Annotated in this window: 13 protein-coding genes and 1 tRNA gene; 5 read left to right on the forward strand and 9 right to left on the reverse strand. The window is 68.9% G+C overall.

The annotated features are described in order from the left end of the window. Position 1: 1 nt before the first annotated feature. Complete coding sequence (locus AWU67_RS04450; protein ID WP_160329717.1) at positions 2 to 598, forward strand: AAA family ATPase; 597 nt, start codon at positions 2 to 4, stop codon at positions 596 to 598. A gap of 8 nt (positions 599 to 606) precedes the next feature. On the opposite strand, the gene AWU67_RS04455 is transcribed toward AWU67_RS04450, so the two are convergent. From AWU67_RS04455 to AWU67_RS04475, 5 genes are all read right to left on the reverse strand, one after another. Beyond that, entirely contained in the window at positions 607 to 1002 is a 396-nt protein-coding gene (locus tag AWU67_RS04455) for a hypothetical protein (protein ID WP_067226917.1), read from the reverse strand. Next, a complete protein-coding gene (locus AWU67_RS04460) occupies positions 948 to 1859 on the reverse strand; it encodes a hypothetical protein (protein ID WP_160329718.1) in 912 nt (303 codons plus the stop codon). Before AWU67_RS04460 ends, AWU67_RS04455 begins: the two co-directional genes overlap by 55 nt. Before the next feature lie 114 nt (positions 1860 to 1973). After that, a complete protein-coding gene (locus AWU67_RS04465; protein WP_067226919.1) occupies positions 1974 to 3392 on the reverse strand; it encodes an HNH endonuclease signature motif containing protein in 1419 nt (472 codons plus the stop codon). Positions 3393 to 4018: 626 nt separating this feature from the next. Then, a complete protein-coding gene (locus AWU67_RS04470; protein ID WP_067226920.1) occupies positions 4019 to 5611 on the reverse strand; it encodes an ABC-F family ATP-binding cassette domain-containing protein in 1593 nt (530 codons plus the stop codon). A 62-nt stretch (positions 5612 to 5673) separates the two neighbouring features. Continuing rightward, positions 5674 to 6522 (reverse strand): LysR substrate-binding domain-containing protein, encoded by an 849-nt coding sequence (locus AWU67_RS04475; RefSeq protein WP_234407412.1) that lies wholly within the window; start codon positions 6520 to 6522, stop codon positions 5674 to 5676. 200 nt (positions 6523 to 6722) lie between these two features. On the opposite strand from AWU67_RS04475, the gene AWU67_RS04480 reads away from it, so the two are divergent. After that, the gene (locus AWU67_RS04480) at positions 6723 to 7736 is read left to right on the forward strand and encodes a DMT family transporter (RefSeq protein WP_234407362.1); all 1014 of its coding nucleotides are present in this window, start codon (positions 6723 to 6725) and stop codon (positions 7734 to 7736) included. Here the strand turns inward: AWU67_RS04480 and AWU67_RS04485 are convergent. Both AWU67_RS04485 and AWU67_RS04490 read right to left on the reverse strand, forming a co-directional pair. Further along, a complete protein-coding gene (locus AWU67_RS04485; RefSeq protein ID WP_082716778.1) occupies positions 7666 to 9987 on the reverse strand; it encodes a cellulase family glycosylhydrolase in 2322 nt (773 codons plus the stop codon). The genes AWU67_RS04480 and AWU67_RS04485 overlap by 71 nt on opposite strands. Positions 9988 to 10116: 129 nt before the next feature. Next, positions 10117 to 10674, reverse strand: a complete 558-nt coding sequence (locus tag AWU67_RS04490; protein ID WP_067226922.1) for a nucleosidase — start codon at positions 10672 to 10674, stop codon at positions 10117 to 10119. A 415-nt stretch (positions 10675 to 11089) separates the two neighbouring features. On the opposite strand from AWU67_RS04490, the gene AWU67_RS04495 reads away from it, so the two are divergent. The 3 genes from AWU67_RS04495 (at position 11090) to AWU67_RS04505 (ending at position 12468) form a co-directional block, all read left to right on the forward strand. Then, complete coding sequence (locus AWU67_RS04495) at positions 11090 to 11944, forward strand: tyrosine-type recombinase/integrase (protein WP_067226923.1); 855 nt, start codon at positions 11090 to 11092, stop codon at positions 11942 to 11944. A gap of 15 nt (positions 11945 to 11959) precedes the next feature. Beyond that, a tRNA-Arg gene (locus tag AWU67_RS04500) sits at positions 11960 to 12035 on the forward strand. A gap of 31 nt (positions 12036 to 12066) precedes the next feature. Continuing rightward, positions 12067 to 12468: a hypothetical protein gene (locus AWU67_RS04505; RefSeq protein WP_067226924.1), complete on the forward strand. Its 402-nt coding sequence runs from the start codon at positions 12067 to 12069 to the stop codon at positions 12466 to 12468. A gap of 176 nt (positions 12469 to 12644) precedes the next feature. Here the strand turns inward: AWU67_RS04505 and AWU67_RS04510 are convergent, their stop codons facing one another. Both AWU67_RS04510 and AWU67_RS04515 read right to left on the reverse strand, forming a co-directional pair. Further along, positions 12645 to 12878 carry a hypothetical protein gene (locus AWU67_RS04510; protein ID WP_067226925.1) on the reverse strand — a complete coding sequence of 78 codons (234 nt, stop codon included), beginning with the start codon at positions 12876 to 12878 and terminating at the stop codon, positions 12645 to 12647. Next, positions 12875 to 13108: a hypothetical protein gene (locus tag AWU67_RS04515; RefSeq protein WP_067226926.1), complete on the reverse strand. Its 234-nt coding sequence runs from the start codon at positions 13106 to 13108 to the stop codon at positions 12875 to 12877. The genes AWU67_RS04510 and AWU67_RS04515 overlap by 4 nt, the downstream gene beginning before the upstream one ends. Position 13109 lies beyond the last annotated feature (1 nt).

Below are 13109 nucleotides of genomic sequence, written 5' to 3' on the forward strand. Positions count from 1 at the left end.
TGTGCCGGCTGGGCCTGCGCCGGCTGGGTCTGTTCCGACGGGCTCTGTTCCGGCGGCTGAGCCGGACATCGGCCCCATCCTGGCCGCCATCGCCCGCGCTCCGCGCAACGCAGTCGTTCTGATCGACGGCCCGAGCGGGGCCGGCAAGAGCACGCTGGCCGACCGGCTTCTGGCAGCCTGGCCGACGGATGCGGTGCCGCAGCTGCTGCGGCTCGACGACGTCTACCCCGGCTGGGGTGGACTCGCGGCCGGGGCGGAACTGGTGCTCAACGGTCTCCTGCACGCCCGCACGGCTGGCCACTCGGCGGGCTGGCGGCGGTGGGACTGGGCGAGTCTTGCTCAGGCCGAATGGCACGCGGTGGCGCCGGACAGGCCGGTGATCGTCGAGGGCTGTGGCTCGCTTGTCGGCGACGCGGCACGGCACGCTGCCGTCACGGTCTGGATCAGCGCCGACGACGCAGTGCGCAAGCGCCGGGCACTCGAGCGCGACGCCGGCGGCTTCGACGCCCACTGGGATGAGTGGCAGGCGCAGTGGGAACGCTATGAGGAACTCGAACAGCCGAGGCAACGAGCAGGGATCGTGCTCGAGGCCGGATGAGCGCGCTGCTACTTCATCGACGCCAGCAGTGCGCCGATCATCGGCACCGGGTTCATCAGGCGCCAGCCCGGCCCCGGGTCGACGATGGCGCGGTCCAGCTGCAGCCGTGAACGCTGCTCGCCGGCCGGTGTGCTCACGCTGACGCTGCCGACGATCGTGCCGAGCGGGGCGGTGCTCAAGTCGTCCAGCTCGACCTGCAGGCTGGCATCCTGGGCCGCCCAGGCGCGACGCTGTTGCGCCGTCATGGCGACGGCGGATGCCGTGGCGCCCCAGGGCGTGGTGAACTCGCCGTAGCTGGCGCCCTTCTCGATCAAAGGCACGGTTCCTGCGCCGCCCTCGGCGCTGGCGATCAGCGCACGCACGTCGGCCTCGAGCGTGTCGTAGTCGGGCGAGCCGAGGAACACCGCCGAGAAGCTGAGCGCCCCGGCGGGCTCGCTGCCCTCTGGGGAGGGACCGTCGCCGTGAACAGCAGGCAGACGCCCGCCTCGTCGGTGTAGCTGCGCGAGATGCCCGTCACCCCCTCATCGGCCAGGTAGGCAGTGGTGTTGCTGACGCCGCGGTTGTTGACGAGCGCCGACGGCGGGTTCGCCAGGATCTCGGCGATCGCCGGCTCGGCCAGCGCCAGAGCAGCGAGGCGGGTGACGTCAGCGGCAGTGCCGCGGCTGTCCGGGGAGAGACCGGTGGTGTCGGCGACGGTGATGCCGTCGAGGCCCTTCTTGGCCAACCAGGCGTTCGCGGCGGTGAGGTAGTCATCGACACTGCCATAGGCCCAGCGGGCCAGCGTGTCAGCGTGGTTGTTGCTGGAGCCGAGGATCAACGCCTGCAGCATCTCGCGCTGGGTCCACTGCTCCTTCGGGAACACCACCACGGTGCGGGCGCCGCCCCCGCTGTAGTCGATGTAGTCCTGGTAGTCGGGCGTGGCGATCGTGTGCGTCTCGCCGCTCTGGTCGGCGGCGAGCGGCTTCGAGTCGAGCACGACGAGAGCTGTCACCAGCTTCGTGATCGACGCCATCGGGAGCGCTTCGGCGCTGCCGCCGAGTGCGAACGGCGCGGTGTCGCCGGCCAGGATGACGGCGCTGGCGCCGTCCGCAGCGAGCACGGGCGCCGCGGAATCCGTCGAGCCCGGAAGCTCACTGACGGGGGAGGCGCTGGCAGGGGGCAGTGGCCCGAGCAGGGTGGCGGGTGCGTAGACGCCGGCGGCGAGGATTGCCACCGTGCCCACCAGAACGCCGAAGAATCGCCCCACCCGAAATGTTGCCATGTCACCAAGGCTATGCGTCGGCCGCCGGATGCCGCGCAGCGCGCGCCGAGGCATCGCCGACAGGGCGGCAATGCGGGCTGCGGGGGTGCCTCGGTCTCGATACAGTGCTGCGACCTACTCGACCAGCACCGGTTGTCTCTCGAGGAGGTCGGCGAGCTGGGTGCGGGACTTCGTGGATCTTCGCCACGGGGTGTCCGCGTCGGAGCGGCCGTTTCTGAGCCAGGGTGGCGGTTTCACGTGAGGGACGCCGTCGATCATCAGGATCTGCCAACCGCTGGTCTCGATCGTGCGGTGATGGAACCAGCACAACAGCACCCCGTTGCAGACGTCCGTTTCGCCCCCGTCGCGGTGCGCGATGACGTGGTGGATCTCCGACCAGGCGGCCGGGATGGTGCAGCCGGGGATGATGCAGCCGCCATCGCGGAGGGTGATCGCTCGGCGTTGCTGGGCGTTGAAGACCCGGTCGGTGGTGCTCAAACTGACCAGCCGGCCGTCGTCGCCGATCAGCGCGTGCTGGAGGCCGCCGGCGCAGACGAGCTGCTCGACCGCGGCCATCGACAGGGCCGCGTCGCAGCCCTCGATGAATCCGGACCCGCAGCGCTGGTCGAGGTCGGCCTGCCGCACCGACACCAGCACCGTCGGAGCAGCCCCACCGATCCGCGGCGCATCGGCGCTGCGGGCGGCACCATCGATCAGGCTGGCGAAGACGTCATGGCGGGCCTGCGCGGTGGCGCGCGGGTCTTTCGGGGCGTCGGGGTCGGGGTCGGTGAAGGTGGGTTTGCTGCGCGGGTTCAGGTACGCGTTCAACAGCGTCTCGAACTTGGCGTCGATCTCCGGCAGCAACGCCATCTTGCGGTGCACCAGACCGTCCCGGGTGAGGCCGGCGCTGATGCCGCGGGCGTTCATCGCCCGCTCCTCGGCCGGTTCGGTGCCGTCCGGGTCGAGGACGCTCTCCCAAACACGCGCCTGCCCGCGGACCTCGTCGGCGGCGAACGGCAGTGGGGACTCGACGGTAGGGCCGGTCGCTGCGGCGACGAGGGCATGCTCGGCCCGTTCCAGGTTGAGGTCGCCGACCCGGGCCCGGATCGGGGCGAGGGTGTCGATGATGGCCAGGGCGCTGTCGTAGCCGAGCGTGCCGGCCCGGAGTGCTGCAGATGCTGCGGGGAATGCGGCCGGGAGGGTGTCTCCGGTCAGTGCGGTGCGCGGTCTCGTGGCCTCGCCCACTCGCATCCGCTGGGTGAGCGTGCGCTCGGATGCCAGGGTGATGCGGGCGAGGAGTTCGACGCCGTTGCGGCAGCCCTTCTGCGCTGACAGGCGGTCCTCGCCGAGCTCCCGGCGGGAGCGGAACGCCACCTCCCCGGCGGTCTTCAGCCGGAGGGCGTCGACGACGCGACCGGCGGCCTCGACGGTCGCGGTGAGTTCGAGCAGGGCGTCGTCGCGCAGCATCCGCTCGTCCAGATCAGCCAGGGTCGCGGCCAGTTCGGCTTGGGCGGCGGCGACCTCTTTGCTGAGGTCCTGGCTGGCTGTTCGCATACCACAATTCTACGAGAGAGTGGGCGCGTCGAACGGATTAAATCCCTGATGTGGATAACTTTCCACGCACTGTCGGTGGGGTGCGGTAGCGTCGGAAAGGATGGGCCGATCGGGTTGGAAACCGGGCTTCGGTCGCTCGTTCCTCGCTCCCTCAGCCGACGTGGAGAGGGACACTGAGCGAGGTTTCGACAGGCTCAACCAACGGACCGGAGATTCCCGCTGGCTAGAAGGAGCGCCAGCGACTGAAGCCCTGACACTGCCTGAGACTGGCGGGGCTTCGACAGGCTCAACCAGCGGAACAGGTTCGACAAGCTCAACCAGCGGGGACGACCTGGGGGCCTGGTTGGAAACCGGGCTTCGTTCGCTCGTTCCTCGCTCCCTCAGCCGACGTGGAGAGGGGCGCCGGGCGATGCAGGACGGGCCGGAGTCGCACGTTGGCAGGAGGGAGCGCCAGCGACCGAAGCCCCGACACAGCGTGAGGCCTGGTGGGGTTTCGACAAGCTCAACCAGCGGAGCTGTTTCGACAGGCTCAACCAGCGGGGACGACCTGGGGGCCTGGTTGGAAACCGGGCTTCGGTCGCTCGTTCCTCGTTCCCTCAGTCGACGGGGGAGCGGGCGCCGGCGCGCTACGCCGCGCGCACCGCAACAGCTGCAGGGGCGGCCGCGGAGTCGCCGAACACGAGGTAGCGGTTGGCGATCTTGTCGCTGAAGAAGCGGTCGTGGCTGACCGTGACGATGGCGCCGGGGAAGTGCACGAGTGCGCGCTCCATCACCTGGGTGCTCGACATGTCGAGGTGGTTCGTCGGCTCATCCAGCAGCAGCACGGAGGCGCCAGAGAGCAGGCACTGTGCCATCGCGACGCGGGCCCGCTGGCCACCGGAGAGCGCGCCGATCTTCTGCTTGAGGTCGGCCTCGGAGAACTGGAACATGGCCAGGAAGCGGTTGACCGACTTGCGGGTCGCGGCAAAGGCGAGGCTGCCGGGCAGCGCGTTCACCGCGTGGCTGACGGTGTCCTCCGGGTCGAGTTCGTCGAGCATCTGGTTGTAGGAGACGAAGCTGACGCCGCCCGCCCAGTTCACCCTTCCGGCATCCGGCTTCTCCTCACCGGTGAGCACCTTGAGCAGGGTTGACTTGCCGCTGCCGTTGGCGCCGAGCACGACGAAGCGGTTGCCGCGGCGGATCTCGAAGCTGAGGTCGTCGAACAGGGTTCGCTCGCCGTAGGACTTGCCGATGCCCTCGACCCGGCAGAGCACGTCTTTCACGTGCAGGGAACGGTAGATCTCGGTGATGATCTCGTCGACGGGGCGCGGGGCGCGCGATTTCTTGACGGATGCCAGTTGCCTACCGAGTGCTTTGCTGTTGGCCTTGGCGGCCTCGCGGCGGTCGGCGATGCCCTCTGACTCGAAGGCGAGCAGCTCGGACTCGTGCTGGAACTGGGAGGCCAGGTTCTTCAACCGGAACTGCTTCTGCACGACGTACTCGCCGAAGTTGCCCGGGTACTCGTGCAGGTGGAAGTTCTCCAGCTCGACGATGCGGGTGACCACCGAGTCCAGGAACTTGCGGTCGTGCGAGACGATGATCGCGGCACCGCGGAAGTCGCGGAACCAGGATTCCAGCCATTCCACGCCGGCCACGTCGAGGTAGTTGGTCGGCTCGTCGAGCAGCAGCACGTCCGGGCGCTCCAGCAGGATCTTCGCCAGGGCGGCGCGGTTGCGCCAGCCGCCGGAGAGCTGGTCGATCGGGCTCGTGCGGTGCGCCTCGTTGAAGCCGAGGGTGGTGAGCGCGGTGTCGATGTGGCGCTTGTAGTCCCAGCCGTCAACGTGGTCCATCTGCTCGAACAGTTCGGCTTGGCGGTGGATCAATCGATCCAGCTCGTCGGCGTCGGGCCCGGCGGCGATCGCGCCGTCGATCTCGGCCAGCTCGGCTTCGATCTCGGTGACGTGCGCGAACAACTCGTCGAGCACCTCAAGGATGGTGGACGCGCCGTCGAGCTCGGAGAACTGCGAGAAGTAGCCGATCTTGACGCCCTGTTCGAGCGTGACGGTGCCGACATCCGGGCTCACCTGCTCGAGGACCAGCTTGAGGATGGTGGACTTACCAGAGCCGTTCTTGCCGATCAGGCCGATCCGCTCGCCCGTCTCCAGCCGGAGGAACGCCTCGCGCAGGATCTGGGTGTTCTCGAAACGGACAGCGACATCGTGCAGCCTGATCAGGCTCATGCGGGGGCTCCAGCAGTCGGGGCGCGCGGCCAGAGGCCCGCGGGAAAAGGTCGTCTTCGACTCTAGACGTGTACGCCTGAACGCTGCGCCAATCGGCTGCGTTCAGCGAGGACGTCCGCTGCGGCGCTTTCGATGACGGAGGCGAGGCGACGGATGCCGGGCTCCGCGAACGAGGGGGCACGAGCGGCGAGTGCGATGGTGCGTTCAATGGCGGTAGCCGGTCTCAGCAGTTCAACCCCCTCCGGCACGTGGTCAACCGTCAGGTCGGGCACGAGTGCGACTCCCATACCTGCGGCCACCAGCTCGAGTTGCACGCCGAAGTCCAGCGACTCGGCGACGACCCGCGGTCGGAAGCCGGCGAGCCCGCAGGCACGCTCGACCATGTCGTAGCAGGCGTACCCGGCGGCCGGTACGATCCACGGCTGTTCCGCGTAGTCCTGCAGCCGGTTCAACGGCGCGGCAGTCTCCGGATGCCGCGGCCGGCGCACTGCCAGCCAGACGGGTTCGCGCCCGATGGTGTGCGTCGCGATCCCGCGGGGGAGTTCGCGGGGCAGGTTCGAGTAGGAGTGGATGACGGCAAGGTCAACAGTCCCGGTGCTCAGCCCGGCGAGCGCCTCATCCGGCTCGTCCGTGCGGATGCGGAGGTCCAGGGTCGCGTCACCGTCGGCGATGAGCTGTCGGCAGGCGTCAGCGAGGAAGGTGCGGGCGACCGAGGGGAACGCACTCACGGTGTAGCGGCCGACGGTGCCGCTGCGCAGGGCATCCAGCTCGAGCTCGGCGAGCGTGATCCGGTCGAGGATGTCGTGCCCGTGCGCTGCGAGGGCGCGGCCGGCGGCGGTCAGCGCGACCCGGCGGCCCTGCCGTTCGGTCAGCTGCATGCCGAGTTCACGCTCGAGTGCGCTCAACTGCATCGACACGCCGGGGCGGTGAGGCTCAGCTCCTCGGCAACGGCCGTGATCGTGCCCAGCCGTTCAAGCGCGGCGAGCATCCGGAGCTTGCGGACATCGATCACGGTGGTGCCTTTCCGGAGCAGGCTTTCATAAGCATTGCTGATGCAATGTGTCAGAACAAATCAATTGTGCTGCACTGTTCAGTTTGCCAGCATGGCCTTGTGACGGTCAACCTCCTGAAGTTCAACCGCCCGCTCGCTGCGGGCCTCGTCGTCGTCCTGCTCTGGTCGAGCGCGTTCCCCGCCATCCGGGTGGCGGCACCCGGCCTGGGCGTCGTCGGCTTGTCGTTCGCCAGGCTGCTGATCGCCACGCTCGCTCTGCTGCTGGTCGCCGTGCTCGCGAAGGCCCGCCTGCCGCGCGCCCGCGACCTCGGCTGGATCACGGCCTGCGGATTCTTCGGGATGGCCGCGTACCAGCTACTGCTCAACTGGGGCGAGCTGCACGTGCCGGCCGGCACGGCGAGCATCATCGTCGCGGCGGCGCCCCTCGTCTCGGTGGGGGTGGCCAGAGTGCTGTTCGCCGAGAGGATCTCGCCCGCGACAATCCTTGGCAGTGCGATCGCGCTGGGCGGGGTCGCCTTCGTCTGCCTGGCCCGGGCGGGCGTCTCACTGTCGGCATCCGTGTGGATCGTCGTGGCGGCCATGGTGGTGCAGGGCATCTACCACCCGCTGCAGCGGCCGCTGTTGCAGCGCTACACGAGCCTCGAGGTCGCCTGCTACGCCATGGTCGCCGGCACCGTCATGACGTTGCCGCTCGTGCCGTTCGATCTGGGCACCATGCTCGGGGCGGGTGCCGGGCCCTGGCTGGCCGCGGCCTACCTCGGGTTGTTGCCCTCTGCGCTCGGCTTCGTGTTGTGGGCGTACGCGGTCGCGCGGATGCCGGTGGCCATCTCGACGTCGCTGCTCTACCTCGTGCCGCCGGTCGCCGTGCTGATCTCCTGGCTGTGGCTCGGCGAGCTGCCGGTGCCCGCCGAACTGCTCGGCGGTGTCGTCGTCATCCTGGGCGTGCTGATCATCGCGCGGGCCCGGAAACGGGCACCTGAGCGGCCCCCACGCGAACTCCGGACCCGAGCCCCGGCGTCACGGGCACGCCCGGCGGCCGCGGCTACCGGGTGGACACGGTGTAGTCGCCGTCGGCGCAGCCGGTCACGCTCCACCCGCCCGGCACCGAGGTGATCTCGAGCTCGGTCACGCCCGTGACATCGACCGCGGGTTTCGCAGAGCCGGGCACCCACAGCCGGAGTCCGCAGCTGCGCTCCGTGGTGTTGCCGGACAGCTGCAGGCGCGCCCCGTCAGCCTCGAGCGCGGTGAGCACGCCGGGTGCCGCCTGCGGGTAGGCGCGGCTCAGGATGTCGAGGAGCTCCGTCTTCGGCGGCAGCTCGCCGCTTCCGTCGCAGTTCTGCATCATGAGCGCGTTGCCGACGGGCTGGATTCCGTTCTGTGGGTCGCCGCAGGCCTGCTTCCACACCCAGTAGGCGCTGCCGAGCATGTGGGCGTCCTCGGCATCCGCGTAGCGCACCAGACGGGCGAGAACGTCGTCGTCCTCGCCCCAATAGCCGTACTCACCCGACCAGAGCGGGGCGCCGAGGTCGGCGGCCACGCGCTGGCCCAGCGTGAACTGGCGCTCCAGGCTGACGATCGCGGGGATGCCGAGGCTGCGGTCCATCGTGATCGACTCGGCGTACAGGTGCGGCGAGAAGACGATGTTGCGGTCGTCGGTGAAGCCGGGCGTCGGCCCCGTGTCGAAGCCGAGCCCCGACCAGAAGATGCTGGGTTCGACGAACATGATCTGCTCGGCGCCCGCTGCGCGGATCCGATCGATCGCCTGGCCGTAAAACGAGGCGAGCTGGTGTGAGGTCGTCACCGGCGCGGTCTCACCGAAGCCGGGCTCGTTGAGCAGGTCGAAGCCGGCGACCATCGGCTCGTCGGCGAAGGTGGCGGCGAGCTTGCCCCACGTCTCGGCGAGGGCGGTCTGCACCCCGTTGGTGTCGAAGTAGAAGTTCTGGAACGCGCGGTTGCCGGCGGGGGAGATGTCGCGGCCGGTGAACTGGCAGCGCGGCGCGCCGTCGGTGATCGTCGCCCACTCCGGTGCCCCGTCGTAGCCCCACATCGTCTCGGTGCCCGGTCGGCACGTGGTGCCCTCCTCGGTCGGTCCGTTCCACCAGCCGTCCTGGTGCATGTCGATCACCGTGTAGATGCCGTACTTCTTCGCCCACCCGACGGCATCGCCGATCTGGGCCAGGTAGGCGGGGTCGAGGGTGCCGCGCTCCGGCTCGAGCGCCGACCACGAGATGTTCAGCCGTGCGACGTTGAAGCCATAACCCGCCATCCCGGCGAAGTCGGCCTCGGAGAGCGGTGTGGTCGCCGGCACGTCGGGTCGCGGCTGGTAGAAATCGACGAGGTTGTTCACATTCACCCCGCGCAGCAGTACCTGGTTGCCGTTGCCGTCTGTGATGACGGATGCCGAGGCACGCAGCATTCCCGCAGGCGGTGCCGCCTCGGCGGAGGCCGAGTTGCCGCCCGGCAGAACCAGTGTTGCGACCAGTGCGAACGCCGCGACGGCGGCGACGGCCACCTGCGGCGCCCGGGCGGCGCGGCCCTCGGCCACCCGGTCGGTGACGACGGCGCCGATACCGACGATCCAGCCGACGCAGGCGCCGAAGGCGAGGCCGTCGGCGACCGCGATGTAGGCGACCATCAACGGCCACATGTCACCGCTCAGGCCGCCGTCGACGGCGAATCCAATGACGGCCTGCACCAGGCCGACCAGGCCGCCAGCCAGCAGAGCGGCGAGCCAGCCGCCCAGCACGCCGGGCACGCGCGAGCGCATCCAGCGCAGGCTGAGCGCCGTCGCCCCGGCGATGAGCGCCAGTGCGATGACCACGGAGAGCAGGCCGCGGTCCGGCCGCGCGGCGGGGATGCCGGGCGCATACGCCGCACCCGTCCACCACAGTCCGGCCAGCAGCGGGGCGAGCCCGGCGAACAGCACAGCGGGCGGCCACACCGGGCCGGGCTCGAGGCGTCGGCGCGAGACCGGTCCGCCGAGCCACCGGGTGAGTGCGGCAACGATGAGCGCCGCCGGGATAGCCTTGCCCGCCACGAAACTGGCCGCAGAGCCGGCTGCGGCGAGGTCCCAGGTCATGACGAAGGCGGTTGCGGACTGCGCCAGCAGCACGGCGAGCACGATGCCGGCCGTGAGGGTCCAGAACCACTCACCCGCCCGCGCCGAGACCCACCAGAGTGCCACGAGCAGCACCGGCAGGAACACCAGATACGGCGCGAACGACCACAGGCCTGCATCGAACGACGGGATCGCGCCCGACCAGCCGACGAGGGCGAGCAACCCGGTCGGGTCGGCAACCGCCTGGATCAGAACCAGCGTCAGCATGGTCGAGAGTGCAACTACCGGGCGTCGAACGGACTTCATGGCACTCCATCGTGACAAGGCTCTGGTGGCGGAACAGCGTGTCCAGCATCCGGCACCGGGTCGGGCGTGTCAAACCCGAGCGGCGCTCGGATTAGCGGAGTGGGCACCCTTCCGTTCTGCGTGCGCCGGTTAGACCCCGTACTCGGCGCGCACCGTCTCGCGCAGCTGCGCGCTGCACGCGGCCACGGTGGCACGCCAATCCGTGATGGCGCCGTCCTGGGCGCGGTCAGACACCGACTTCAACACACGGATCGGCACGCCGAACTGTGCGGCGACCCAGATGTAGGCGTAGGTCTCCATGTCGACCAGCCCCGCGCCGAGCGGGAGGATGACGCGCACGGCCTCCTCATCGTCGACGAAGTGGTCGCCGGTCGCGATCGTTATGCCCTCGCGGCCGGTCTCGACCCTCGTCGGCAGCGAGACGTGCTGCCCGACGATGCCATCGACATCGGTGACGTCGTGCTGGATCGCGGCATCCACGTCGTAGACGGATGCCGAGAGAAGCGGGTTGATGGCGCCAGCGGTGCCGACCACGAGAATCTCGTCGTAGTCACCGGCGTCCAGTGCTCGGGTGAGCGCGAACGTCGCCTGAAGCTTGCCCGGCCCCGTCACCAGCCGGTCGAAGCCGGGGAGCTCGGCGGGGAATGCGGACAGTTCGGCCTCAAGGGCGGCAACAAGAAGTTTCACGCCTCCATTGTCCCTGACCGCAGCAAATGGCCCAGTGCCCCCGGCAGGATTCGAACCTGCGACCAAGAGATGAGAAGCACCGCGAGTAGGCGGTGGGAGGGGTGCCCGGCGCTATTTCGAACGAGGGGTGCCCCCGGCAGGATTCGAACCTGCGACCAAGAGATGAGAAGCACCGCGAGTAGGCGGTGGGAGGGGTGCCCCCGGCAGGATTCGAACCTGCGACCAAGAGATTACATGGCCGCAGTTTCGCGCCCGGTGCGCGTGATGCGCCTGCAGAGCATCGGGGCGGCTGCCTAGCACCCAATCGGCCCCGGCGGCGTTTTGTACGCTGAACCCGGGGGCACTCTGCCGGTCGCGTCGTCTTGACGCGACCGGCTTTCTTTGTGTTTCTCGCAACTGACGTACCGAGGGAACCATGATCGACGCTGACTACATCCGCTACTACGCCCAATATCAAGCCGCGCAAGGCTGCTCTGCCGCGACGATCCGAGAGCGCGAGATACTCGTTCGAGCGCTGCTGGCACGCACTGAGCGCACCCTGGACACGATCACCCGGCACGACCTGATTGGCGATCTGGGCCGCCCCCTCGCGGCCAAGACCAAGCAGAATTACAAGTCGTTCTTTCACACCTTCTTCACGTGGATGCAAGACGAGGGATTCCGGGCAGACAACCCCGGCGCGCGGCTGCCGCGCGTCCGGGTACCCAAGCAAGACCCCAACCCGCTGCGCACCGCCGACATCGAGCAACTGCTGCACTCCGGCATCTACGGAAAGACGCGGCTCTATGTGCTGCTCTACGCCTATCAGGGCTTCCGCTGCGTCGAGATAGCCGCCGTCGCGGGCGAAACAGTCGACTGGCGGCGCAAGCGGATTCTGTCCAAAGACGGCAAGGGCGGGCGCGAGGTCTGGCGGCCCATTCACCCGCTCGTCTGGGATGAGATCCAGAAGTACCCTCGGGCGGGCGTGTTCTTCCCCTCGCCCACGAACGCGGGGCACGTTGGGCGCAAGAACGTGTCTAACGTGCTGAGCAAGGCGCTCAAGCGCGCGGGCATCGTCGGCCACCGCCCGCACCAACTGCGCGTCTGGCAGGGCACGGCGCTGCTCGAGGGCGGCGTACCCACGACAACGGCGGCGGCCCTGCTCAGGCACAGTGACTTGCAGTCGATCGCGGCCTATCAGCTCGTTTCAGAGCGCCTGCTGGAGGAAGCGCAGAACGTGCTGCCGCTGGTCAAAGTGCCGACGAGTTCGGGGCGCAGGCGTGCGGCGTAGTAGCCTTGTGCGGTTGCCCCTGTAGCTCAATGGATAGAGCAACGGCCTTCTAATCCGTAGGTTGCCGGTTCGAGTCCGGCCGGGGGCACCAAACCGATATGGTCGATTGCGTGAATAGATTCATGCTCTCCGCCGCCTCGGCCGTCCTGCTCGCCGCCTCGCTCGCCGGTTGCTCCGCATCCGGTGGTGACGGGCGCGAATGCCAGACGGTGCCCGCCGATCTGCTCGAGCGCATCGCGCTGGGCTCTAGCGGTGATGCCCTCACCCCCGTGGCTGGGGGTGCGGTCGCGTCGGCGTCTTTCGATGACGCGTACATCGTGGCCATGGAGTTCGAGGTGCCCGGAAACGACAACCAAGTCGGCGCGTGGGCGGTTGGCTCGCTCGAGGACGGCGCGACTACCGTTCTCGCTGTCGACGGCTTGGCGCAGCAGTTCACCCAATGGCCTAGCGAGATCAACGGCGAGAAACTTGACGTGAGAGAGGATGGCGTGACCGAGGCAAAGGCGTGCCTCGAGCAGGGCTAGCCCGATCCCTACACCTGACGTTTAATGGGAAACCTACAAGGCCGCTCGGAGTGATCCGAGCGGCCTTGTGGTTTCGATGCACGGGGCGCGCATTTCGTTGTAGGTGTCCCATTAACGACCTGGCGCCGGCGGCGCGAGCTCGGCAGCCGGCTTCGCGATCGCGTTGTATGTTTCCTCTACTTGGCTCGCCTCGAGGTGCGCGGCACTCTCGAGGGGTTGGCCAGCGCCGCGCCGCCTGCAGCCACGGTGAGCACGCCCGTGGCAGTCACGACGGCGGGGGCCCACTCCGGGGCACCCACCGCCACGAATGGGGCGGCCACCGCGCCGAGGATCGAGAGCGCGTAGAGCACGCGCCGCCCGGTCAGGCCGAGCAGATCGGGGGCGGTCTTGTCTGGGGCTGCGTGGCTCATGGGGTGGTGTCCTCTCCGTACAGGTCTTCAGGGGGCGGCGGCATGGGCGTTCCGTCGCCGTGGCGGTAGCCGTGGTCAATGAGCGTCCGGCAGTACACCCACATGCGGCGTTCGCGCGCCTCGAGCTGCGTGATGCGCTTCTCTAAACGCGACACACGCCCGAACCGGGCTGCAGCCCACCCGCCGGATACGGCGATCAAGGCCACGATGATCGTGATTGCAGAATCCATG

This window comes from Microterricola viridarii (assembly GCF_001542775.1).
Lineage (GTDB): Bacteria > Actinomycetota > Actinomycetes > Actinomycetales > Microbacteriaceae > Microterricola > Microterricola viridarii_A.